A 21,937-nucleotide genomic window follows, 5' to 3' on the forward strand; every position below is an offset into this window, starting at 1 on the left:
GCTTGGTTTCCTCCTTGCTCTCAGACGCCGAGATGCTTCTGGATCAGCTCCGGCTGGGCGCGGATCTCGTCGCTGGTGCCGTCGAATACGACCTGCCCCTTGACCAGGATCATCGCGCGGTCGCAGATGCTGGTGACTGCGCCGTGGTTCTTGTCCACGATCACGGTGGCGATGCCGGTCTTGCGGATCTCCTTGACGATGCGCCAGATCTCCATCGCGATCAGCGGCGCGAGGCCCTCGGTGGCCTCGTCGAGGATCAGCAGATCGGGGTTGGTCATCAGCGCACGGCCGATGGTGAGCATCTGCTGCTCGCCGCCCGAGAGCTGCCAGCCGCCGTTGTTGATGCGTTCGCCCAGGCGCGGGAAGGTCTCCATCACGCGGTCGAAGGTCCACTCGCGGCGACCATCGACGCCGGCGCGCGCCGACATCAGCAGGTTCTCGCGCACGCTCAGGCTCTTGAAGATGCCGCGCCCTTCCGGCACGTAGGCGATGCCCTGCTGCGCGGTCTGGAACGTGCGCGCCCTGGTGTAGTCGTCGCCGCGCACGAGCACCCGACCGTGCCTGGGGCGGACGATCCCGAGCATGCTCTTGATCAGCGTGGACTTGCCCATGCCGTTACGGCCCATGAGGGCGATGCCCTCGCCTTCGCGGATGTTGAAGTCGATGCCGTGCAGGATGTGACTCGCACCGTAGTAGGTGTGGATCTCCTTGGCTTCGAGCAGCATGTTAGACATGGAAGCTGTCCTCCGTACCCAGATAGGCCTGCTGGACGGCCACGCTGGCCTTGATCTGCGCGGGCGGCCCGCACTCCAGCAGCTGGCCGTTGACCATCACCGTGATCATGTCGGCGACCGCGAACACCGCATCCATGTCGTGCTCCACGAGCAGGATGCCGCGCGTCTGGCGCAGGCGCTTGAGCACCTCGACCATGCTCGCCGACTCCTCCGAACCCATGCCGGCGAGCGGCTCGTCGAGCAGCAGCACCTGCGCGTCGGTGGCCAGCACCATGGCGATCTCGAGCTGGCGCTGCTCGCCGTGGCTGAGCACGCCCGACACCCAGTCGACGCGCTTGCCCAGGCCGGCCTCCTCGATGCAGGCGCGCGCCTTCTCCAGCGCCCACTTCTGCTCCATCGCCTTGCTGAAGAGGCGCCACGGTTGCTGGCGGCGCGACTGCGCGGCCAGGCGCACGTTCTCGAGCACGGTGAACTGCGGGAAGATGTTGGTGCGCTGGTAGCTGCGCCCGATCCCCACCTGCGAGCGCTGCGCCGCGGTAAGCGCCGTGATGTCCCTGCCGAGGTAGTGGATGCGCCCCTCGGACGGCGGCAGGTCGCCCGAAAGCATGTTGATGCAGGTCGACTTGCCGGCACCATTGGGGCCGAGCAGCACATGGATCATCTGGCGCTCGAGCGTCACGCTGATGTCCTGGTTCGCCACCAGACCGCCGAAGCGGCGGGTCAGCTTGTCCGCCTGCAGCAGGACTTCGTTCTTCGTCGTCACGCTCATTTGGCCTCTCCTCCCTGCAGGGCGCGCTTGATACGGCCCGGAACGCCGGCCAGGCCACCCGGCAGGAACAGCACGACCGCGACGATCACGCCACCCATCAGCAGCTGCCAGTACTTGGTGATGTCGGCGAAGATCTCGCGCATCGCCTCGAAGGCGAAGGCCCCCGCGATCGCGCCGGCGAGATTGCCCATGCCGCCCAGGATCACCATCAGCAGCACGTTGCCCGACTCGTGCCAGGACAGCAGCTCCGGGGTCACGAAGCCGGACAGCACGGCGTACAGAAAGCCCGCCAGCCCGCCGAGCGCGCCGGCCAGCGTGAAGGCGCCGAGCTTGTAGCGGAAGGTGTAGTAGCCGAGCGACTGCATGCGGTGCTCGTTGCTCTTGATGCCCACCAGCACGCGGCCGAAGGGCGACTGCAGCACGCGCGCCAGGAACAGATACACCAGCACCAGCACCGCGAGCACGAAATAGAACATGTGCACTTCGTTGGTGAGGTCGAACGGCTCCCAGCCGAAGATGGACGCAGAGGGCTTGTTGTTGAGGTACTTGCCGTCCGAACCGCCGCCGAGCGGGGTGTCGTGGAAGATGAAGTAGGCCATCTGCGCGAAGGCCAGCGTCACCATGATGAAATAGATGCCCTTGGTGCGCAGCACGAAGAGCCCGATCACGAAGGCGGCGAGCGCGGACAGGCCGACCGAGGCGGGCAGCACGTACCACAGGCTGGCCGCCTCGTACTCGGGGCTCAGGATCGCCACCGCGTAGGCGGCGATGCCGAAGTAGGCCGCATGGCCGAAGCTGACCAGGCCGGTGAAGCCCACCAGCAGGTCCAGGCTCATGGCGAAGATCGCCATCACCAGCACCTTGCCGACCATCTCGATGTAGAAGGACTCGCCCGACAGCGGCACGCAGGCCACGATCGCGAGCGCGACCAGCTTGGGAATCAGGGAAGCATTTGCGTTCATGGTCTCAGCCCTTCTTCAGGATGCCTTCGGGGCGCCACAGCAGGACCACCGCCATGACCACATACACCACGATGCCGGAGAGCTCGGGGACCAGGACCTTGCCGAAGGTGTCGGCGAAGCCCACGATCAGCGCGGCGACGAGCGCGCCCCACACCGAGCCGATGCCGCCGATGACCACGATCACGAAGGAGATGATGAGCACGTGGCTGCCCATGTTCGGGAACACCGACGAGATCGGCGCGGCCAGCATGCCGGCGAGCGCGGCGAGCGCGACGCCGAGCGCGAACACGACCCGGTAGATCATGTTGATGTTGATGCCGAGCGCCTCGACCATGCCGCGGTCGTCGTTGCCGGCGCGGATCATCATGCCCAGGCGGGTGCGCTGGATCAGGTAGTAGAGCGCGACCGCGAGCACGATGCAGATCGCCGAGATGGCCAGCCGGTATACCGGATAGCTCATGACCTCGGTGAGCTGGATCGAGGCGTCGAGGAAGGCGGGAATCGCCACCCCGTGCACATCGTCGCCCACGAGCAGGCTGCGCAGCTGCTCGAAGATGAGAATGAGGCCGTAGGTGAGCAGCACCTGCTCGAGGTGGTCGCGCTTGTACAGGTGGGAGAACAGCGCCCACTCCAGGAAGGCGCCGAAGGCCAGCGCCAGCGGGATGCCGAGCACCACCGCCAGCACCAGGCTGCCGGTCGCGCTGGTGAGCACGAAGGCCAGGTAGGCGCCGATCATGTAGAAACTGCCGTGCGCCAGGTTGATGATGCCCATGATGCCGAACACCAGCGTCAGTCCGCTTGCCACCAGAAAAAGCAGCAATCCGTACTGCAGCGAGTTCAGCGTCTGGATCAGGAAGCTTGCGAAATCCATGACACTCCCCCTCCCGGCAGGCATGCGCCTGTCAGGATCGATCAGGGTTCAAGAAGGAACGGGATTGGGGGGCGGCCCGAGCGGCCGCCCCTGCGAGGCTGAAGGCTTACATCTTGCAGCCGCGGGCGGGATCCTCGAGGCCCTTGGAGACGACCTCGAGCATCACGTTCTGATCACCCTTGACCTGGCGCATGTAGATGTCCTGCACCGGGTTGTGCGCCTTGGACAGCGTGAAGGCGCCGCGCGGGCTGTCGATCTTGGCGGACTCCATGCCCTTGATGATCTCTCCCTGCTTCTCCGGATCGCCGCCGGCGGCCTTCAGGCCGGCCTCGTACATCTGCGCGGCGTCGTAGCCCTGCACCGCATAGACGTCGGGCTGGAGCTTGTAGGTCGTGGCGTACTTGGTGCGGAAGGCCGCATCCTTGGCGTGGGTCAGGCCGTCGGCGTAGTGCAGTGTGGTGAGCAGGCCCTCGCCCGCTCCGCCCATCGCACCGAGGTTGCCGTCGGTGAGGAAGCCCGGGCCGTACAGCGGGATGCTGTTCTTGAGACCGGCCGCGGCATAATCGGCGACGAACTTGGCGGCGCCGGCGCCGGCGAAGAAGACGAACACCGCATCGGGCTTGGCCGCGGCGATCTCGGTCAGGAAGGGCTGGAACTCGACGTTGGGGAACGGCAAGGTCATTTCCTTGACGAGCTTGCCGCCCCCCTTCTCGAAGGCTTCCTTGAAGCCGGCGACCGACTCCTCGCCGAAGGAGTACTTCCAGGTCACCGTGGCGACGTTCTTGATGCCCTTCTTCGCAAGCGCCTCGCCCATCGCGTAGGACGGCTGCCAGGCCGAGAAGGACGAGCGGAAGATGTAGGGCGAGCACAGCGGGCCGGTCAGCTCGTTGGCGCCGGCGTTGGGGACGATCATCAGGGTCTTGGTGTCGCGGGCCACCTTGGCCATGGCGAGCGCGACCCCGGAGTGGACGGTACCGACCAGCACGTCGACCTTGTCGCGCGAGACCAGCTTCTTGGCGTTCTCGGTCGCCTTGGCCGGGTTGGACTCGTCGTCGACGGTGAAGTATTCGACCTCGCGGCCGCCGAGCTTGCCGCCGTTCTCGTCGACGAACTGCTTGAAGCCGTTGGTGATCGCGGTGCCGAGCGCGGCGTAGGTGCCGGTGTAGGGCAGCATCAGGCCGACCTTGACCTTGTCGGCCGCGTTCGCGGCGCCGATGCCGGCAGCGGCCAGCGCGAGGGTCAGGGCGAGGTTGCCGGCGAGTTTGAACGTGCTCTTCATGATGTCTCTTCCTTGCAGGTGGGTTGGATTCGTGCGTCTTCTGGACGACGCATCGTCTTGCGGATTCGATCGGCCCCGTCGCGGCACGGGCTGTGCCGCGACGGGGCTGGAAACGCGGCCGCCTCGGCGGCCGCGCGCCGACGAGGGCGGAGGCCTCAGATGAAACGGGTGCTGACGCTGCCGAGCGACTGGATGCGCAGGTTGACGCTGTCGCCGGCCTGCACCGAGACCGCCTCGGTGACGCCGCCCGACAGGATCATGGTGCCCGCGGGGATCTCCTCGCCGCGCGCGCCGAGGTGGTTGGCCAGGGCCGCGATCGCCGCCGCCGGGTGACCGAGCACCGCGGCGCCGGCACCGACCGCCACCGGCTCGCCGTTCTTCTCGAGGACCACACCCAGGGTGCGCAGATCCAGGCCGGCGACCGGCGCCGCCTGGCCGCCGAGCACGAAGCGGGTCGACGAGCAGTTGTCGGCGATCACGCTCTTGAGGTCGAACTTGAAGTCCTTGTAGCGCGAATCGATGATCTCGATGCCGGGCATGACGAAGTCGGTCGCCGCGAGCACCGCGCCGATGTGGCAGCCGGGGCCCTTGAGCGCGCGCTTGGTGACGAACACGATCTCGGGCTCGACCTTCGGGTGGATCAGCTCGCTGGTCTTGATCTCGCCACCGTCCGGCACGCTGAAGTAGTCGACGAGCCAGCCGAACACCGGGGTGTCGACGCCCATCTGCTTCATCTTGCCGCGCGAGGTCAGGCCGGCCTTGAGGCCGACCACGCGGTTGCCGCGCGCCAGCTTGCGGCGCAGGATCTCGGCCTGGATCGCGTAGGCGTCGTCCCAGTCCATGTCGGGATGGGCCTCGGTGATCTTCACCACTTCGAAGGCCTGCAGTTCGGCGTTCTCGAGGTGTTCGGCCAGTTGTTCGATGGTTTGCTGATTCAGTTTCATTGGAAGTTTCCTGTTGGATTGGGGGCGGGTCAGACGAAGCGCACCGAGCAGCCGCCGATGCCGCCGATCGTCATGCGCAGGTTGTCGCCGCGCGCCACCGGGACCATGGCGCCCATGGCACCCGAGAGCACGATGTCGCCGGCCTTGAGCGCGATGCCGAGCGAGCCGAGCATGTTGGCCAGCCACACCATGGCGTTGACCGGATGGGCCATGGTGGCCGCGCCGGCGCCGGTGACGACGATCTCGCCGTTCTTCTCCAGCACCATGCCGGCGAGCGCGAGGTCGAGGTCGGCGATGTCGACCAGCTGGTCGCCGAGCACGAACACGCCGCACGAGGCGTTGTCGGCCACGGTGTCCTGGATCTTGATCTTCCAGTCCTGGATGCGCGAATCGACGATCTCGAAGCAGGCCATCACGCCTTCGGTCGCGGCGAGCACGTCGGCCGCGGTGACGCCCGGACCCTGCAGGTCCTTCTTGAGCAGGAAGGCGATCTCGCCCTCGGCCTTGGGCTGGATGAGCGTGTCCATGTCGACCGACTCGCCCTCGTTGAAGACCATGCTGTCGAGCAGGTAGCCGAAGTCGGGCTGATGCACGCCCAGCATGTTCATCACCGCCTTGCTGGTGACGCCGATCTTCTTGCCGATGACGCGGTCGCCGTTCTCGAGGCGGCGCGCGATCATGCGCTGCTGCACGTGGTAGGCGTCCTCGATCGTCATGTCGGGATGCGCGGCGCTCAGCGGCGCGATCGGCGTGCGCGCGACGAGCGCGTCGTAGAGCGAATCGCCCAGGGCTTCGATGGTTTTCTGGTCCATGTACGATCTTCCTATTACAGCTTGATGCAGACGTTCTTGAGGTCGGTGTAGAACTCGAGCGAGTGCACGCCGCCTTCACGGCCGATGCCCGACTGCTTGGAGCCACCGAAGGGGGTGCGCAGGTCGCGCAGGAACCAGCTGTTCACCCACGAGATGCCCACTTCCATCTTCTGCGCGACGCGGTGGGCGCGCGAGACGTCCTGCGTCCAGATCGCGCAGGCCAGGCCGTACTTGTTGTCGTTGGCCTTCTCCAGCACTTCCTCCTCGGTATCGAAGGGGGCGATGTGGCAGCACGGCCCGAAGATCTCTTCCTTGATCACGCGGGCGGTTTCCGGCAGGCCGGTCCAGATGGTCGGCTGCACCCAGCAGCCATCGGCGAGTTCGCCCGGCATCTGGGGCACGCCGCCACCGGTCACCACGGTCGCACCTTCTTCCACGGCGACCTTGTAGTAGGACAGCACCTTCTCCTGATGCTTCTTGCTGACCAGCGGGCCGAAGTTGGCGGCCGGATCGTCCGGCACGCCGATCTTCATGCCTTCGGCGCCGGCCTTCAGGGCGGCGACGAACTTGTCGAAGATCGGGCGCTCGACATACACACGCTCGGTGCCCAGGCAGACCTGGCCGCAGTTCAGGAAGACGGAGCGCAGGGTGCCTTCGATGGCCTTGTCGAAGTCGCAGTCGGCGAACACGATCGCGGCGTTCTTGCCGCCCATTTCCAGCGACACCGGGCGCGAGCCGTTGGCCGCCGCCTTCATGATGACCTCGCCGGTGCGGGTCTCGCCGGTGAAGGTGAGCGCGTCGACGTCCGGGTGGGCGGTCAGGAAGGCGCCGGCGGAGTTGGCGCCGAAGCCGTTGACCACGTTGTAGACACCCTTGGGGATGCCGACCTTGTTCATCACCTCGCCGAGCAGCGCGGCGGTGCGCGGGGTGTCTTCCGAGGGCTTGACGACCACGGTGTTGCCGCAGGCCAGCGCCGGGCCGACCTTCCAGGTCATCAGCAGCAGCGGCAGGTTCCACGGGCAGATCACGCCGACCACGCCGACCGGACGGCGATAGCCGTAGTTGATCGCCTTGCCGCCGTCGGGCGTCGTCATCTCGAAGAACTCGGTCGGAACGTTCTTGACCATGTCCGCGAAGACCTTGAAGTTGGCCGCACCGCGCGGGATGTCCACATGCGAGGCCATGCTCTTGGGCTTGCCGGTGTCGGCGCACTCGGCCTCGAGGAAGTCGTCGAAGCGGTTGTTGATCTCGACCACCAGGGCCTCGAGCAACTCGATGCGCTTCTGCAGCGACATCGAACCCCAGGGGCCCTTCAGCGCGGCCTTGGCGGCCTTGACGGCGGCGTCGACTTCCTTCTCGCCGGCTTCGGCGACCATGCCGATCACCTTGTTGTTGATCGGGTTGCGGTTCTCGTACCACTTGTCGGTGGCGACGTATTCGCCGTCGATGAAGTTGAGGATCTTGTCAGCGATCATGATTTCTCCCGTTACGTTTTCGAACGTTGCTGGATTGTGTTGCCGCTTTTCGTCGTGGCCTCGTCGGGCGGGCGGCGTCGGGGATGGGGTCGGGGGGTGCGTCCTGGCGCATGCCCGGCGCGATGCGCCGGGCATGCGGACCAGGTCAGGTCACGACGGTCAGGAAGCGCTCGTTGAGCTTGCGGTCGTGGTAGAAGATGCCGGCGCCGACCTCGTCGAAGGTCCAGGTGATCGGCGCGTGGTCGGGATAGGTCTCGTAGCCGCCGCAGAAGGTCTCGAAGCGGTTGCCCGAGGGGTCGAAGGCGTAGATCGTCGAGCCGCGGGTGATGCCGTGGCGGGTCGGGCCGATGTCGATCGACACCCGGTTCATCGACATGATGTCGGCCGCGCGCAGCACCTTCTCCCAGCTGTCGAGCAGGAAGGACAGGTGGTGCAGCTTGCCCGGCTCGGGGTGGGCGACGAAGGCCAGGTCGTGCGCCTTGTGCGAGCAGGAAATGAAGGTGGCGAGCAGGGACTTGCCGTCTTCGAGCAGCACGCGCTCGACGAGGTGGAAGCCGAGCACCTCGGTGAACAGCTTGAGGTTCTCCTCGAGGTTCGGGCCGTAGAGCAGGCAATGGTCGAAGCGGTGCGGAGCGATGCCGTGCTCGGAGGCGGCGATCCACGGATCCGGGTTGGTGTAGGGCTGGCCGTTGCCGACGTCGGTCTTTTCGGCATACAGCTCCATGACGTGGCCGGTCGGGATGGTGAAGCGCACGCGCTCGCCGGTCTCGAGCAGTTCGCCGGCCGGGATGCGCTCGGTGGCGACGCCGTAGGCCTGCAGGTCCTTGTCGAGTTGCTCGAGCGTCGCCTTGTCCTTGACCTTGAAGCCGATCAGGTCCACGCCGGCACGGTCGGCCTGGCGCAGGATCACGCTATTGTGGTCGCGCTCGTCCCAGGCCTTGAAATACACACGGCCGGCTGCATCGCGGCCGGTCTCGACGAGCCCGAGCACGTCCTTGTAAAAGGCCACGCTTTCATCCAGATCCAGCACGCGCAGCTGGATGTGGCCAGGACGCATCACTCCGGTAGTTGCCATCTTGCATCTCCTCTCAGGGGTCACGGACGGGGTTGCGGGCGCCTCGTGCGACCCGCGCTCCCCGGGTTCTCATGCGGCGGGTCGCGCCCGCCTGTTTCTACGACTGCCTTGCGTCCGCGGCCGCCGCTGACGGCGTCGCGCACACGTTCTTCTTCATCTTGCCGAGCACCGCCAGGCGGAGGTCCGACAGCGGCTTCACGCGGCAGGCGAGGACGATGCCGGCGGCCTCCTCCTCGGCACTGACGTAGGCCCGGCTCATCACGCGCTTGCTGTACTCGCCGGCCTCGACCTGCACCTTGCACACGCCGCAACCGCCGCCGCGACAGCCCACCGGGATGCCGCGCTTGCCAAGCCGCTCCATGCCCGCGAGCAGGGTCTCGTCCTCACGGCAGCGGTAAACCTCGCCGGTCTCGACGATCGTCACCTGGTGGAAGACCTTCGGCGCGGGGGCGTTCATGTCAGGCCACCTGCCGTTCCTGCTGCGCCTCGTTGAAGGCCTTCAGGCGCGCGGCCTGCAGTTCGCGGGCCGCGGCGAGGTTCTTCTCCTTGACGTGGCCGAAACCGCGGATCTCGTCGGGCACGCTCGCCAGCGCCACCGCCGCAGCGTGATTCACCGGGTTGAGCCTGGCGAGGACCTGGTCGAGCAGCTGGATGTACTCCTCGATCAGCTTGCGCTCGGTCTGGCGCTCTTCGGTCTTGCCGAAGACATCGAGCGCGCTGCCACGGAAGCGCTTCAGGCCGGACAAGCGCTTGAAGGCCTTGAACATCCACTCGCCGTACTGCTTCTTCTGCGGGTGGCCGGTGACCGGATCGGTCTTGGAGAGCAGCGGAGGCGCAAGGTTGTACTTCACCGAGTAGCCATGCGGGAACTGCGCATCGAGCTCGGCGAGGAAGGCCGGGTCGGTGTGCAGGCGGGCGACCTCGAACTCGTCCTTGTAGGCCATCAGCTTGTACAGGTAGCGGGCGGCCGCCTCGGCGAGCGCGGAGGAGGAAACCGCCTTCTGCTCGCCCGCAACCACGCGCTTGATCACCTCGGCGTAGCGCCTGGCGTAGGCCTCGTCCTGGAAGGCGATGAGCTCGGGCACGCGGATCTCGACCAGGCGCTTGACCTCGCCGCTGGCGCCGATCGAATCGACGATCGCACGCGCAGCCGGCGACAGCTGCGGCGCCTTGTTCAGCACGACCACCTGGCCACCGGTCTTCTGGCGCGCGACCTCGGCCTCGACGAAGGCGCGATCGACCACCGCCATGCGGCCCCAGCGGAAGGCGGCCAGACTCATGTCCACCGCGACGCCGGACTGGCGGATGGCGTCCTCGATCGACTCGGCCCGGAGCGGGATCGTGCCGGCCTGGAAGGCCACGCCGACCATGAAGTTGTTGGTCGCCATCGCATCGCCGAACAGGCCCGCCGCCAGCGCCTCACCGTCGAGGAACACGTTGTGCTCCTTGCGGGTGACGCGGTCGATGCCGCCGGTGAGGCCGCTGGTGGCCGGGAACAGCGCCTTGCGGTTGGTCACCATCTGACCGGTCGGGGTCTGGGTGGTGGACACGATCGCGATGGTGCGCTCCGGATTGCACTTGTCGAGGTTCTTCGGGTCGGTGGCGTTGAGGATGTCGAAGCCCAGATACAGGTCGGCACGGCCGTCGGAGATCTTGTTCGAACCCTTGAACGGGGCGTGGGTGATCTTGATGTCGGAGATCACCGCGCCGCCCTTCTGCGCCAGACCGGTCTGGTCGAGGCCGATCACGTGCTTGCCTTCGAGGCGGGCGGCACGCGCCAGCGTCGCCACGACGGTCACCGAGCCGGTGCCGCCGATGCCCATGACGTGGATGCCGAAGCCCAGGCTGTCATCGACCTTCTTGACCGGCGGCGGCAGCTCGCGCTCGAGCGCCGGGATGCGACCCTTTTTCTTCTTGGGCGCGCCCTCGGCGGCCGGGGCCGGATGCGGGGTGATGGTCAGGAAGGACGGGCAGAAGCCCTTCACGCAGCTGAAGTCCTTGTTGCACGAGGACTGGTGGATGCGGGTCTTGCGACCGAACTCGGTCTGCACCGGCTCGACCGACATGCAGTTCGACTTCTCGCCGCAGTCGCCGCAGCCTTCGCAGACGCGCTCGTTGATGACGGTGACCTCGACCGGCTCGTCGGCCTTGCCGCGGCTGCGCGCACGGCGCAGCTCGGCGGCACACTCCTGGTCGTGCAGCAGCACGGTGCAGCCCGGGGTGGCGGCAAGCTCGCGCTGCGCCTCCTCGATGCGGTCGCGGTGCCAGACCTCGGTGCCACCGGGCAGCTGCACGCCGTTGAAGCGCGAGGGGTCGTCGGTGGTGACGATGATCTTCTTGACGCCGTTGGCGAGGAGGTCGGAGACCATGTTGGTCACCGGGACCTCGCCCTGGATGGCCTGGCCGCCGGTCATCGAGGTGTGCGCGTTGCGCAGCAGCTTGAAGGTGATGTTCACCCCGGTCGAAGCCGCATAGCGGATCGCCAGGCTGCCCGAGTGCGCGTAGGTGCCGTCGCCCATGTTCTGGAAGATGTGCTGCGCCTCGGTGAAGGGCGCCATGCCGATCCACTGCGTGCCCTCGGCGCCCATGTGGGTGCCCATGACCACGTTGCGGCCCATCCACATCGCCATGGTGTGGCAGCCGATGCCGGCCGACACGATGCTGCCGTCGGGGGCCTGGGTCGAGGAGTTGTGCGGACAGCCCGAGCAGAACCAGGCGGTGCGCACCGCGGTCGGCAGCTTGTTGCGCGAGTGGATCTCGTCCAGGCGCTTGAGCCAGTTCTCGGCCGACTCGATGCGGGTCTTGCGCGACAGGCGCTTCAGCAGCGCGCGCACGATGACGTCGGACTCGAACTCGCCGTAGTGCGGCAGCAGCTCCTTCTCTTCCTCGTCGAACTTGCCGACGATGCGCGGCGCGTTGGCCATGCCGTAGAGCACCTGCTTGGCGAACATCTCCAGGAAGGGACGCTTTTCCTCGATGACGAAGATCTCTTCCAGTCCCTGCGCGAACTCGCGCACGATGCTCGGCTCCATCGGGAACAGCATGCCCATCTTGAGGATGCGGATGCCGTAGCGGCGCAGCGCGGCATCGTCCAGGCCCATCTCGAGGAAGGCCTGGTTGAGGTCGTTGTAGGTCTTGCCCGCGGTGAGGATGCCGATCCAGGCGTCGGGGTTGGGGAAGACGACGTTGTTGAGGTTGTTGGCGCGGGCGTAGCGCTTCACCACCTCGAGGCGGCGGGTGTACAGCGACTGCTCCATCTCCAGCGCCTCGACGCGCACGTTCATGCCCAGGTTCATGTTGGGCGTGAACAGCTTGCCATCGAACTCGAGGTCGGGGGTGACGAAGTTCAGGCGCTCGGGCGACACGCTGGCGGTGCCGGTGCCGTCGGCGACGTTGGTGACGATCTTCATGCCCATCCACACGCCCGCCAGACGCGACATCTGGTAGCCGTGCAGGCCGTAGTCGAGGATCTCCTGCACGTTGCCCGGGTACAGCGAGGGGATGCCGACGTGGAACAGCATGGGCTCGGACTGCGAGCACAGCGAGGAGCTCTTGCAGCTCGGGTCGTCGCCCGCGATCGCGAGCACGCCGCCGTTCTTGGCGATGCCGGTGTAGTTGGCGTGCTTGAGCGCGTCACCGGAGCGGTCCACGCCCGGCGCCTTGCCGTACCACATGCCGGTGACGCCGTCGAACTTCTGCTTGCCGACGGTGTGCAGCATCTGCGTGCCCCACACCGCGGTGGCGGCGAGATCCTCGTTGATGCCGTCCACGAAGTGGATGTGGTTCTGCACCAGCAGCTTCTGCTGCTTGATCAGCGCGGCGTCGAGCATGCCGACGGGAGAGCCGCGGTAGCCGGAGACGAACATGCCCGTCTTGAGCCCGCGACGGGCGTCGGTGCGCACCTGATCGAGGGTCAGACGGACGATCGCGTCGATGCCGCCGAGGTGGATGTCTCCTTCTTCCTGGGTGAACGTGTTGGAGATTTGCTTGCCGGATGACATGAGTGTCCTTCCCCTTTTATCAGCCCGTCTCCGGGCGTTTTGTCCGTCTCGTCCCCCACGCGCCGGGCGGCATGGCGGAACGATCTGGGGCGCAGATTAGGGGGAGCGGCCATACGGCAATATCCACTTCGTGCACAACCGCTATCCGCTTTGTGCAGCCGGGACCACCCTGCAGAGAGTGGATACTGATGTTGCAAGAACTGGATATTTCGCGCCTTTTGACCTCCCTACGATGCGAACTCCGCGCATCAGACAACACAGGAGACTCTGGCGATGATCACCACGGAATATCTGGACTCACTCATCGAAAAGGACAAGGAAAAGGGCCTTTTCCGCTGCAAGCGTGAGATGTTCACCAACAGGGAGCTGTTCGACCTCGAGATGGAACACATCTTCGAGGGCAACTGGATCTACCTCGCCCACGAGAGCCAGCTGCCGAAGATCAACGACTACTACACGACCAAGATCGGTCGTCAGCCGGTGTTCATCACCCGCAACAAGGACAACCAGCTCAACTGTTTCATCAACGCCTGCGCCCACCGCGGCGCCACGCTGGCACGCTTCAAGCACGGCAACAAGGCCACCTACACCTGCCCGTTCCACGGCTGGACCTTCAACAACTCGGGCAAGCTGCTGAAGATCAAGGACCCGTCCGAGACCGGCTACCCCGAGAGCTTCAACTGCGAGGGCTCGCACGATCTCAAGAAGATCGCGCGCTTCGAGTCCTACCGCGGCTTCCTGTTCGGCAGCCTGAAGGCCGACGTGCAGCCGCTGGAAGACTTCCTCGGCGAGTCGAAGAAGATCATCGACATGGTCGTCGACCAGTCGCCCGAGGGCCTGGAAGTGCTGCGCGGCTCCTCGACCTACGTCTATGAAGGCAACTGGAAGCTGCAGGCCGAGAACGGCGCCGACGGCTACCACGTCACCGCCACGCACTGGAACTACGCCGCCACCCAGGCGCAGCGCAAGAGCCGCGACGCCGGCGACGACATCAAGGCCATGAGCGCCGGCGGCTGGGCCAAGAAGGGCGGCGGCTCGTACTCGTTCGAGAACGGCCACCTGCTGCTGTGGACGCGCTGGGACAACCCCGAAGACCGTCCGCTGATGGAACAGCGCGACCGTCTGGTCAAGGAATTCGGCGAAGCCAAGGCCGACTGGATGATCGGCAATTCGCGCAACCTGTGCCTGTACCCGAACGTGTACCTGATGGACCAGTTCAGCTCGCAGATCCGCGTGTTCCGCCCGCTCGACGTCAACCGCACCGAAGTCACCATCTACTGCATCGCGCCCAAGGGCGAGTCGGCCGAGGCGCGTGCCCGCCGCATCCGCCAGTACGAGGACTTCTTCAACGCCTCGGGCATGGCCACGCCGGACGACCTCGAGGAATTCCGCGCCTGCCAGGAAGGCTTCATGGGTCGTGCGCTGGAATGGAACGACATGTCGCGCGGCGCCACGCACTGGGTCGAAGGCCCGGACGAGGAAGCCGACAAGATCGACCTCAAGCCCATCCTGTCGGGCGTGAAGACCGAGGACGAGGGCCTGTACGTCGCCCAGCACACCTACTGGCTTGAAGAGATTCGCAAGGCTGTCGCGGCCAAGAACGCATAACCGGAGACCCAAGAGATGAGCATTTCCTACGAGAACCTGTGCGCCTTCCTGTACCGCGAGGCGCGTCACCTCGACGACCGCGAGTGGGACGAGTGGCTGGCGATGTACGACGAGAGCTGCACCTTCTGGATGCCGGCCTGGGACGACGACGGCGAGCTGACCGAAGACCCGCAGAGCGAGATCTCGCTGATCTGGTACGGCCGCCGTGCCGGCCTGGAAGACCGCGTGTTCCGCATCCGCACCGAGCGCTCGAGCGCGACCATCCCCGACACCCGCACGAACCACCACATCAGCAACATCGAGGTGGTCGAGCAGAACGACAAGACGGTCAAGCTGCGCTTCAACTGGCACACCATGAGCGTGCGCTACCACCACACCGACCACTTCTGCGGCACCAGCTTCTATACCCTGGACGTGTCCGGTGCGAGCCCGCTGATCAAGGAAAAGAAGGTCGTCCTGAAGACCGACTACATCCGCCACGTCATCGACGTTTACCACGTCTGACAACGAGGGCGGGGCGTCGCGCGCCGGCAAGGGCGCGGGCGACCCCGCCCCAACCGGGAGAGACAACCATGACATTCAAGATCGCGCTGAACTTCGAGGACGGCGTCACCCGCTTCATCGACTGCAACGCCACCGAGACCGTGGCCGATGCGGCCTACCGCCAGGGCGTGAACGTCCCCATCGACTGCCGCGACGGCGCCTGCGGCGCCTGCAAGTGCAAGGCCGAATCGGGCAAGTACGAGCTCGGCTTCTACATCGACGACGCCATGAGCGAGGAAGAGGCCAAGCTCGGCTACGTCCTCACCTGCCAGATGCACCCCAAGAGCGACTGCGTGGTGAACGTGCCCGCCTCGTCCGAGGTGTGCAAGATCAAGCACGCCACCCTCACCGCCACCGTGGCCGAAGTGCGCCAGCTCTCGCCAAGCACGCTCTCCCTGGTGCTGCAGGGCGAAGGCATCGGCAAGCTCGCCTTCCTGCCCGGCCAGTACGCCAACCTCACCGTGCCCGGCACCGAGCAGACGCGCGCCTACTCGTTCAGCTCCATGCCCGCCGACAGCAAGGTGAGCTTCCTCATCCGCAACGTGCCCAACGGCCTGATGAGCGGCTACCTCACCGGCGCCGCGAAGCCCGGCGACACCATCAAGCTCGCCGGCCCGATCGGCAGCTTCTACCTGCGCGACGTCGCCCGCCCGGTGCTGATGCTCGCCGGCGGCACCGGCCTCGCGCCCTTCCTCGCCATGCTCGACAAGCTCGTCGCGGCCGGCGGCAGCGCGCACCCGGTGCACCTGATCTACGGCGTGAACACCGATGCCGACGTGGTCGAGCTCCAGCGCCTGGACGCCTTCAAGGCCGCACTGCCCAACTTCACCTACGACGTCTGCGTGGTGGCCGACGACAGCAGCTGGCCGAAGAAGGGCTATGTCACCGCCCACATCGAGCCCGCCCACCTCGACGAAGGCAACGTGGACATCTACCTGTGCGGCCCCCCGCCCATGGTCGAGGCCGTCGCCCACGACCTGCGCGAGCGCAAGGTCGAACCGAACAGCTTCCACTACGAGAAGTTCGCCGCCAGCGTCTGAGCGCTGCCCACCCCGTCAGGAGCGACAATGGCAAACCGTTTCAAGAAGAAAGTGGCCGTCATCACCGGCGCCGCGCAGGGCATCGGCAAGCGCGTCGCCGAGAAGATGGCCAAGGAGAAGGGCACCCTGGTGCTGGTCGACCGCTCCGAGCTCGTGCATGAGGTGGCCAAGGAGCTGTCCGGCAAGGTCGAAGTCCTCAGCCTCACCGCCGACCTGGAGAAGTTCGCCGACTGCAAGCGGGTCATGGAGGCCGCGGTCGAGAAGTTCGGCCGCATCGACATCCTGATCAACAACGTCGGCGGCACGATCTGGACCAAGCCCTTCGAGCACTACGAGGAGGACGAGATCGAGGCCGAGGTGCGGCGCTCGCTCTTCCCCACGCTGTGGTGCTGCCGCGCCGCCCTGCCCTACATGCAGGAACAGGGCAAGGGTGCGATCGTGAACGTGTCCTCGATCGCCACCCGCGGCGTCAACCGCGTGCCCTACGGCGCGGCCAAGGGCGGCGTCAATGCGCTCACCGCCTGCCTGGCGTTCGAGAACGCCGAGCGCGGCATCCGCGTCAATGCCACCGCGCCCGGCGCCACCGAGGCCCCGCCGCGTCTGATCCCGCGCAACACCAAGGAACAGAGCGAGCAGGAGAAGCTCTGGTACAAGCAGATCTACACCCAGTCGATCGACAGCAGCCTGATGAAGCGCTACGGCACGCTCGACGAGCAGGCCGACCCGATCCTGTTCCTCGCCTCCGACGACGCCGCCTACATCACCGGCACCATCGTGCCGGTGGGCGGTGGCGACCTGGGCTGATTTTCCCGCGTCCTCTCCCTCCCCTCGGACGCCTCGGCCGCGCTGCAGCGATGCAGCGCGGCTTTTTTTCGTCCCCCTGTCTTGCGGCCTCAGAATTAAAAAACTTTATCCATAGAACCATAGACAGCGCTTTTGCTTCCCAATAAAATCGAGATTCTTAAGTTTCTCGAAGAATGGCCGATCAAGAAGCCGACTTCGTCCGACAGAGAGCGAGACAGCCTGCACGCCAGGCGGAGAGGAGAAGCGCATGAGCAAGGAACGCCGGTTTCAGACGCACGTGAGCAAGCCCGAATGGAGGACCGCGTGATGCCCATCCGCTTCCTCAATGGCCAGAGCAACGTCTTCGCCGCCGCCAACCCCTTCGAGGTCTCCGAGTACGTGCGCGCCAACGTGGGCTCGCACAGCCTGCGCCTGCCGCGCGCCAGCGACGCCAGCGCCTCGCTCAGCCACCGCCGCGCCGGCACCCTCGACCTGTGCCGTCTCAGCTACGGCGCGCAGGCCCGCGTGCTGTCCGAGAGCCTCGGCGACATCTACCACGCCCAGTTCATCCTGCAAGGCTATTGCAGCTACACGCTCGCCAACCGCACGCTCGACCTGCCCGCCGGCCACGTGCTGGTGCTCAACCCGGACGAGCCGGTGGACCTCACCTACTCGGACAACTGCGAGAAGTTCATCGTCCGCATCCCCTCGGCGATGCTCGACGACGCCTGCACCGAGCACCGCTGGTTCAAGCCCAACGAGCGCATCAAGTTCAGCCCCGAGCCGCAGCGTTTCGAGGACATCGACAGCCTGCTGCTGTTGCTGCGCCTGCTCTGCGAGGAGGCCGAATCCGAGCTGGCGACGCCGCAGATGCTGCAGCACTACTGTCGCGTGGTCACCACCAAGCTGATGGTGATGCTCAAGCACAACGTCAGCATGGTCGCCCCCACCCGGCACGCGCCCAGCTTCGAGCGCCTGGTGAACTACATCGAGCGCAACATCAAGCTCGATCTCAGCGCCGAGGATCTCGCCCACTACGCCGGGCTGAGCCTGCGCTCGCTCTACCTGCTGTTCGAGAAGAACGTGAAGACGACGCCGAAGAACTTCGTGCGCCAGAAGAAGCTCGAGAAGGTGCATTCGATCCTGAGCGACCCGGGCCAGGCCTGTCCGAACGTCACCGCGGTCGCGCTCGAGTACGGCTTCTCGCACCTGGGCCGCTTCTCCGAACTTTACAAGTCCACCTACGGCGTGCTGCCCTCGCAGTCGATCCGCTGCCGCCAGCCCCAGCCCGGGCGCTGAACAGCGACCGGCGCCCGCAGCCGGGCGCCGCATCTTCCGTACCCCAGCCTGCCCCCGCCCTCCTCCGGGCGGGGCGCGGTCACGACCCCACCTGGAGAAATGCGCCATGGAACGCATCGCGATCAATCCCCCCGAGCTCTTCAGCGGCAAGGCCTTCAGCCAGACATTCTCGATCAGCACGCCGCAACGGCTGATCTTCGTGTCCGGCCAGGTCGACTGCGACCGCGAGGGCAAGGTGCGCAACCCCGACGACCTCGAGGCGCAACTGAAAGGCACGCTCGACAACCTCGAGATCGCACTGCGCGCGCAAGGCGCGAGCATGCGCGACCTGGTGCAGGTGACGATCTACGTCGTCGGGCTGCGCCCCGAGGACACCACGCGCATCCGCGAGATCCGCTCCGCCTACTTCGACGCCGAGCGCCCGCCGGCGGTGACCCTGCTCGGCATCGAGCGCCTCGCCTTCCCCGGGCTGCGCGTCGAGATCGACATCATCGCGGCGCAGTGACGCAAAGGCCCGGCGCGCCGCGCTCCGGCGCCGCCGGGCAGGCAGGGCACGCGCATGCCGTCGGCGCGCGATCAGCCCTTGCGCGGCGGATTCAGGAAACCGCGCATCAGGCGGGTGAGGCGCGGCATCACCACCCAGGTCATCGTCACCACGATCAGCGCAGTGAGCACCGCGGTGCGCGGCAGGAAGGGCAGCGGCTGGATCCACGGCAGCACGAACCACAGGAAGAAGGACACGGTGGGGAAGATCCCCAGCCAGGTCACCACCGCCATGCGCACGCGCGGCGGATGCATCGTCGCGGGCACCACCGCGGGCTCGAACCAGGCTTCGAGCCCGCTCAGCTTGCGGAATTCAGGCTCGCCCTCGGCCACCGCCTTCATGCGCTCGAGCAGCTCGTGTCGTGCCTCGCTCATGTCCCAGGCCTGCAACTCGGCCTCCGAGGCGAAGCGGATCACGAGCTGATACTCCTCGCCCGCCGCCTCGGGCGGAATCAGATCGCCGCCCAGAAAACCCTTGTGCTCGCGCATCTTGGCGAGCATTTCACGCAGCATCACTTCGTACTCGGCCTCATGCCCCGGGCGCGCGCGGCGGCGGGCGATGCGGGTGATGCGGGCGGGAGCGGCGGCAGGTGCATTCATCGAGGACTCTCCTGTTCTGACGGGGCGGTGAAGCCGGATTGCGCATCACCGCGGGTAGAGCTCTACTCTAACGCATAATTCTCGAGATTTTTATAAATAATCGTGATTAATATTTTGCATGGTCACGATCGGCCGCTCCGCGCACACGGCAGACGAAAAACCCCGGCCACCAGGACGGTGTGCCGGGGTTGTGCGCGCAGCTCCGGGAAAGGCCCCGCCGCCTCTTACAGCGGCATGATCAGCTTGAGGATGAACTTGTCGCCCTCGAAGCGGTTCTCCGCGCCCGTTTCGCGGTTCCACTGGCCAGTGAAATGCACGCCGCCCTTGGTCGTGTAGCTGACGGTGGGGCCGATGGCGAAGACCTCACCCTTGCGTCCCTCGGACCAGAATCCAGGATTCGCGGCAATCGTCTGACCGTTGATCTCGTCGTCCGTGGTCTGCTTCAGGTAGTAGCCGGACAGACCCACACCCCACGGACCAAAGCGTTTCCCGACCAGATAGTCGAAGTGGAATTCGTCGCCCGACTGGTAATCCATCTTCGCGCCACCCGGTACGCTCCGGAAATCGCTGTTCTCGGTCTTGATGTTGTACATCACCTTGGCCGACACCTCCCAGCCCGTGTCGCCCATGTAGGTGAAAGCGAAGAGCGGTTCGAAGCTCCAGTAGTTGGCGCCGATGCTCTGGCGCGCATCGCCTTCCTTATAGCGCCCGACCGGCAGGTTGACGTCCAGCCCGATCGCCCAGTGCCAGTTCTTCTCATGCCAGGAGACGATGAAGGGATTGACGGTAACGTCGCCGAGCCCACTGACCGACTTCGAGCCACCCAGGTCGACCTCCTGGTGCACCACCGGCACAATCACATGCCAGCCCCAGTTGCCGCCGAGAATCTTGTGCTCACTGGTATGGACGAAGCGGAAAGCGTTGAACCAGGCATCCACCTCCCCAGTCGGCGCCTTTTTGCCATTACCGTCGACCAGATCGCCACCGTAGTAGCCGAAATAGTTGATGAAATAGTTCCCCGGCGGCGGCACCGCGCCGGCCAGCCAGGTCTCGGCCCCGTTCGGATACTGGTCCCCGCCTTCCTTGGCGTGCGCGCCGCCGATCGCGAGCGTACCGAGCGCGACCGCAGCCGCAATCTTGCTGATGTTCATCCCTTGAATTCCTCCTTGATTGGTCTTGCGACGAGTGTGCTGCTCCTGGACCGGCGCCCTCTGCGGAGCGCTCGGTGAATCTCATTCTCGCGGGTGCACGACCGTCAGCGCCCGAGGTCCTTCGCCGACACCCCGCCGATGCCCCAGTTGGTCTTGGGCACCTCGCGGATGACGACGCGCACGCTCTCGATCGGAGCGCCGACGGCCTCGACGATCGCCTGGGTCACCTTCTGGATCATTGCGCGCTTCTGGTCTTCGGTACGGCCTTCCATCATGGTGATTTCTGCCAGCGGCATGGTCTCTTCCTCCGGTTGTCGAACTATTGCGAGCCGGCGCCCCCGGCGTCCGGCCCGCGGAAAACGACCGGTGCGGCCCGCGCCGCACCGGCGGCGACTCACACCGCCAGGCCGCGCGCCTTGGCGAGGTTGAGCGCGGTGTCCTCGATCATGTCTTCCTGGCCGCCGACCATGCCGCGCCTGCCCATCTCGACCAGGATCTCGCGCGCCGGCACGCCGTACTTCTTCTCGGCGCGCTTGGCGAACAGCAGGAAGGAGCCGTACACCCCGGCGTAGCCGAGCGTGAGCGCATCGCGGTCGATGCGGATCGGGAAGTCCATGATCGGCACCACCAGGTCTTCGGCCACGTCCTGGATCTTGAACACATCCACGCCGGTCTCGATGCCCATCAGGTCGCACACCGCGATGAAGACCTCCAGCGGGGTGTTGCCCGCGCCGGCACCCAGGCCCGCGGCGGCCGCGTCGATGCGGGTGGCACCCACCTCCAGCGCGGCCAGGCTGTTGGCCACGCCCATGGCGAGGTTGTGGTGGCCGTGGAAGCCGAGTTCGGTCTCGGGCTTGAGCGCGTCACGCACCGCGGACAGGCGTGCCTTCACCGTGTCGGGCAGCAGGTGGCCGGCCGAGTCGGTGACGTAGATGCAGTTGGCGCCGTAGCTCTCCATCAGCCTGGCCTGCGTGACCAGGCCTTCGGGGCTGTTCATGTGCGCCATCATCAGGAAGCCGACGGTGTCCATGCCCAGCTTGCGCGCCATGCCGATGTGCTGCTCGGAGACGTCGGCCTCGGTGCAGTGGGTGGCGACGCGGATGGTAGACACGCCGAGCTCGTGCGCCATCTTGAGGTGATCGACGGTGCCGATGCCCGGCAGCAGCAGCGCCGAGACCTTGGCCTGCTTCATCAGCGGGATCACGGTGCCGAGGTATTCCTCGTCGCTGTGCGCCGGGAAGCCGTAATTGACCGAGCTGCCACCGAGGCCGTCGCCGTGGGTGACCTCGATCAGCGGTACGCCCGCCGCATCGAGCCCGGTGGCGATCGATTTCATCTGCTCGAGCGTCATCAGGTGGCGCTTGGGGTGCATGCCGTCCCGCAGGGTCATGTCGTGGACGGTGATCTTCTTGCCGCGAAGTTCCATGTTCATCTCCTTGTGCCGGGGC

General features: G+C 66.0%; 21 protein-coding genes. 6 read left to right on the plus strand and 15 right to left on the minus strand.

What is annotated here, in order from left to right:
• Nucleotides 1-20: 20 nt before the first annotated feature.
• The 11 genes from PO78_RS21045 to PO78_RS21095 form a co-directional block, all read right to left on the minus strand.
• Nucleotides 21-734: an ABC transporter ATP-binding protein gene (locus tag PO78_RS21045; protein ID WP_004265867.1), complete on the minus strand. Its 714-nt coding sequence runs from the start codon at nucleotides 732-734 to the stop codon at nucleotides 21-23.
• Nucleotides 727-1,503 carry an ABC transporter ATP-binding protein gene (locus PO78_RS21050; RefSeq protein ID WP_004265868.1) on the minus strand — a complete coding sequence of 259 codons (777 nt, stop codon included), beginning with the start codon at nucleotides 1,501-1,503 and terminating at the stop codon, nucleotides 727-729. The genes PO78_RS21045 and PO78_RS21050 overlap by 8 nt, the downstream gene beginning before the upstream one ends.
• Nucleotides 1,500-2,465 (minus strand): branched-chain amino acid ABC transporter permease, encoded by a 966-nt coding sequence (locus PO78_RS21055; protein WP_012585808.1) that lies wholly within the window; start codon nucleotides 2,463-2,465, stop codon nucleotides 1,500-1,502. Before PO78_RS21055 ends, PO78_RS21050 begins: the two co-directional genes overlap by 4 nt.
• A 4-nt stretch (nucleotides 2,466-2,469) precedes the next feature.
• Nucleotides 2,470-3,336, minus strand: a complete 867-nt coding sequence (locus PO78_RS21060) for a branched-chain amino acid ABC transporter permease (protein ID WP_004265873.1) — start codon at nucleotides 3,334-3,336, stop codon at nucleotides 2,470-2,472.
• A gap of 106 nt (nucleotides 3,337-3,442) precedes the next feature.
• Nucleotides 3,443-4,615 (minus strand): ABC transporter substrate-binding protein, encoded by a 1,173-nt coding sequence (locus PO78_RS21065; RefSeq protein ID WP_043746669.1) that lies wholly within the window; start codon nucleotides 4,613-4,615, stop codon nucleotides 3,443-3,445.
• A 155-nt stretch (nucleotides 4,616-4,770) separates the two neighbouring features.
• Nucleotides 4,771-5,559: a 2-oxo-3-hexenedioate decarboxylase gene (gene dmpH / locus PO78_RS21070; RefSeq protein WP_004265878.1), complete on the minus strand. Its 789-nt coding sequence runs from the start codon at nucleotides 5,557-5,559 to the stop codon at nucleotides 4,771-4,773.
• Nucleotides 5,560-5,588: 29 nt separating this feature from the next.
• Nucleotides 5,589-6,371: a 2-oxopent-4-enoate hydratase gene (dmpE, locus tag PO78_RS21075; RefSeq protein WP_043746672.1), complete on the minus strand. Its 783-nt coding sequence runs from the start codon at nucleotides 6,369-6,371 to the stop codon at nucleotides 5,589-5,591.
• A gap of 14 nt (nucleotides 6,372-6,385) precedes the next feature.
• Entirely contained in the window at nucleotides 6,386-7,846 is a 1,461-nt protein-coding gene (locus PO78_RS21080; protein ID WP_004265886.1) for a 2-hydroxymuconic semialdehyde dehydrogenase, read from the minus strand.
• A gap of 145 nt (nucleotides 7,847-7,991) precedes the next feature.
• Nucleotides 7,992-8,921 carry a catechol 2,3-dioxygenase gene (locus PO78_RS21085; protein WP_004265889.1) on the minus strand — a complete coding sequence of 310 codons (930 nt, stop codon included), beginning with the start codon at nucleotides 8,919-8,921 and terminating at the stop codon, nucleotides 7,992-7,994.
• 97 nt (nucleotides 8,922-9,018) lie between these two features.
• A complete protein-coding gene (locus tag PO78_RS21090) occupies nucleotides 9,019-9,378 on the minus strand; it encodes a 2Fe-2S iron-sulfur cluster-binding protein (protein ID WP_004265891.1) in 360 nt (119 codons plus the stop codon).
• Nucleotide 9,379: 1 nt separating this feature from the next.
• On the minus strand, nucleotides 9,380-12,922 hold the full coding sequence (locus PO78_RS21095) for an indolepyruvate ferredoxin oxidoreductase family protein (protein WP_043746677.1): 3,543 nt from the start codon (nucleotides 12,920-12,922) through the stop codon (nucleotides 9,380-9,382).
• Nucleotides 12,923-13,195: 273 nt separating this feature from the next.
• On the opposite strand from PO78_RS21095, the gene benA reads away from it, so the two are divergent.
• The 6 genes from benA to PO78_RS21125 all read left to right on the plus strand — a co-directional run bounded on the left by benA (nucleotide 13,196) and on the right by PO78_RS21125 (nucleotide 18,700).
• Nucleotides 13,196-14,530, plus strand: a complete 1,335-nt coding sequence (benA, locus tag PO78_RS21100) for a benzoate 1,2-dioxygenase large subunit (RefSeq protein ID WP_043746680.1) — start codon at nucleotides 13,196-13,198, stop codon at nucleotides 14,528-14,530.
• Between the two features lie 15 nt (nucleotides 14,531-14,545).
• Nucleotides 14,546-15,034 carry a benzoate 1,2-dioxygenase small subunit gene (gene benB, locus PO78_RS21105; RefSeq protein ID WP_043746683.1) on the plus strand — a complete coding sequence of 163 codons (489 nt, stop codon included), beginning with the start codon at nucleotides 14,546-14,548 and terminating at the stop codon, nucleotides 15,032-15,034.
• Nucleotides 15,035-15,102: 68 nt separating this feature from the next.
• Complete coding sequence (gene benC / locus PO78_RS21110; protein ID WP_043746686.1) at nucleotides 15,103-16,113, plus strand: benzoate 1,2-dioxygenase electron transfer component BenC; 1,011 nt, start codon at nucleotides 15,103-15,105, stop codon at nucleotides 16,111-16,113.
• Nucleotides 16,114-16,140: 27 nt separating this feature from the next.
• The gene (locus PO78_RS21115) at nucleotides 16,141-16,917 is read left to right on the plus strand and encodes a 1,6-dihydroxycyclohexa-2,4-diene-1-carboxylate dehydrogenase (RefSeq protein WP_012585811.1); all 777 of its coding nucleotides are present in this window, start codon (nucleotides 16,141-16,143) and stop codon (nucleotides 16,915-16,917) included.
• 306 nt (nucleotides 16,918-17,223) lie between these two features.
• A complete protein-coding gene (locus PO78_RS21120) occupies nucleotides 17,224-18,195 on the plus strand; it encodes an AraC family transcriptional regulator (protein WP_043746979.1) in 972 nt (323 codons plus the stop codon).
• A gap of 106 nt (nucleotides 18,196-18,301) precedes the next feature.
• A complete protein-coding gene (locus PO78_RS21125) occupies nucleotides 18,302-18,700 on the plus strand; it encodes a RidA family protein (protein ID WP_004265912.1) in 399 nt (132 codons plus the stop codon).
• 71 nt (nucleotides 18,701-18,771) lie between these two features.
• Here the strand turns inward: PO78_RS21125 and PO78_RS21130 are convergent, their stop codons facing one another.
• The 4 genes from PO78_RS21130 to dmpG form a co-directional block, all read right to left on the minus strand.
• Complete coding sequence (locus PO78_RS21130; protein ID WP_004265913.1) at nucleotides 18,772-19,338, minus strand: antibiotic biosynthesis monooxygenase; 567 nt, start codon at nucleotides 19,336-19,338, stop codon at nucleotides 18,772-18,774.
• Nucleotides 19,339-19,562: 224 nt separating this feature from the next.
• The gene (locus PO78_RS21135) at nucleotides 19,563-20,489 is read right to left on the minus strand and encodes a SphA family protein (protein WP_043746689.1); all 927 of its coding nucleotides are present in this window, start codon (nucleotides 20,487-20,489) and stop codon (nucleotides 19,563-19,565) included.
• 104 nt (nucleotides 20,490-20,593) lie between these two features.
• On the minus strand, nucleotides 20,594-20,785 hold the full coding sequence (locus tag PO78_RS21140) for a 2-hydroxymuconate tautomerase (protein ID WP_043746693.1): 192 nt from the start codon (nucleotides 20,783-20,785) through the stop codon (nucleotides 20,594-20,596).
• Nucleotides 20,786-20,883: 98 nt separating this feature from the next.
• A complete protein-coding gene (gene dmpG, locus PO78_RS21145; protein WP_043746696.1) occupies nucleotides 20,884-21,915 on the minus strand; it encodes a 4-hydroxy-2-oxovalerate aldolase in 1,032 nt (343 codons plus the stop codon).
• Nucleotides 21,916-21,937: the final 22 nt, after the last annotated feature.

Source organism: Thauera sp. SWB20 (assembly GCF_000831325.1).
In the GTDB taxonomy this organism is placed as follows: domain Bacteria; phylum Pseudomonadota; class Gammaproteobacteria; order Burkholderiales; family Rhodocyclaceae; genus Thauera; species Thauera aminoaromatica.

Coding starts and splice junctions, on each gene's coding strand:
- PO78_RS21125 (WP_004265912.1), top strand. CDS start 18,302: ATGGAACGCATCGCGATCAATCCCCCCGAGCTCTTCAGCGGCAAGGCC.
- PO78_RS21080 (WP_004265886.1), bottom strand. CDS start 7,846: ATGATCGCTGACAAGATCCTCAACTTCATCGACGGCGAATACGTCGCC.
- PO78_RS21050 (WP_004265868.1), bottom strand. CDS start 1,503: ATGAGCGTGACGACGAAGAACGAAGTCCTGCTGCAGGCGGACAAGCTG.
- PO78_RS21115 (WP_012585811.1), top strand. CDS start 16,141: ATGGCAAACCGTTTCAAGAAGAAAGTGGCCGTCATCACCGGCGCCGCG.
- benC (WP_043746686.1), top strand. CDS start 15,103: ATGACATTCAAGATCGCGCTGAACTTCGAGGACGGCGTCACCCGCTTC.
- dmpE (WP_043746672.1), bottom strand. CDS start 6,371: ATGGACCAGAAAACCATCGAAGCCCTGGGCGATTCGCTCTACGACGCG.
- benA (WP_043746680.1), top strand. CDS start 13,196: ATGATCACCACGGAATATCTGGACTCACTCATCGAAAAGGACAAGGAA.
- benB (WP_043746683.1), top strand. CDS start 14,546: ATGAGCATTTCCTACGAGAACCTGTGCGCCTTCCTGTACCGCGAGGCG.
- PO78_RS21060 (WP_004265873.1), bottom strand. CDS start 3,336: ATGGATTTCGCAAGCTTCCTGATCCAGACGCTGAACTCGCTGCAGTAC.
- PO78_RS21055 (WP_012585808.1), bottom strand. CDS start 2,465: ATGAACGCAAATGCTTCCCTGATTCCCAAGCTGGTCGCGCTCGCGATC.
- dmpG (WP_043746696.1), bottom strand. CDS start 21,915: ATGGAACTTCGCGGCAAGAAGATCACCGTCCACGACATGACCCTGCGG.
- PO78_RS21135 (WP_043746689.1), bottom strand. CDS start 20,489: ATGAACATCAGCAAGATTGCGGCTGCGGTCGCGCTCGGTACGCTCGCG.
- PO78_RS21140 (WP_043746693.1), bottom strand. CDS start 20,785: ATGCCGCTGGCAGAAATCACCATGATGGAAGGCCGTACCGAAGACCAG.
- dmpH (WP_004265878.1), bottom strand. CDS start 5,559: ATGAAACTGAATCAGCAAACCATCGAACAACTGGCCGAACACCTCGAG.
- PO78_RS21085 (WP_004265889.1), bottom strand. CDS start 8,921: ATGGCAACTACCGGAGTGATGCGTCCTGGCCACATCCAGCTGCGCGTG.
- PO78_RS21065 (WP_043746669.1), bottom strand. CDS start 4,615: ATGAAGAGCACGTTCAAACTCGCCGGCAACCTCGCCCTGACCCTCGCG.
- PO78_RS21130 (WP_004265913.1), bottom strand. CDS start 19,338: ATGAATGCACCTGCCGCCGCTCCCGCCCGCATCACCCGCATCGCCCGC.
- PO78_RS21090 (WP_004265891.1), bottom strand. CDS start 9,378: ATGAACGCCCCCGCGCCGAAGGTCTTCCACCAGGTGACGATCGTCGAG.
- PO78_RS21120 (WP_043746979.1), top strand. CDS start 17,224: ATGCCCATCCGCTTCCTCAATGGCCAGAGCAACGTCTTCGCCGCCGCC.
- PO78_RS21045 (WP_004265867.1), bottom strand. CDS start 734: ATGTCTAACATGCTGCTCGAAGCCAAGGAGATCCACACCTACTACGGT.
- PO78_RS21095 (WP_043746677.1), bottom strand. CDS start 12,922: ATGTCATCCGGCAAGCAAATCTCCAACACGTTCACCCAGGAAGAAGGA.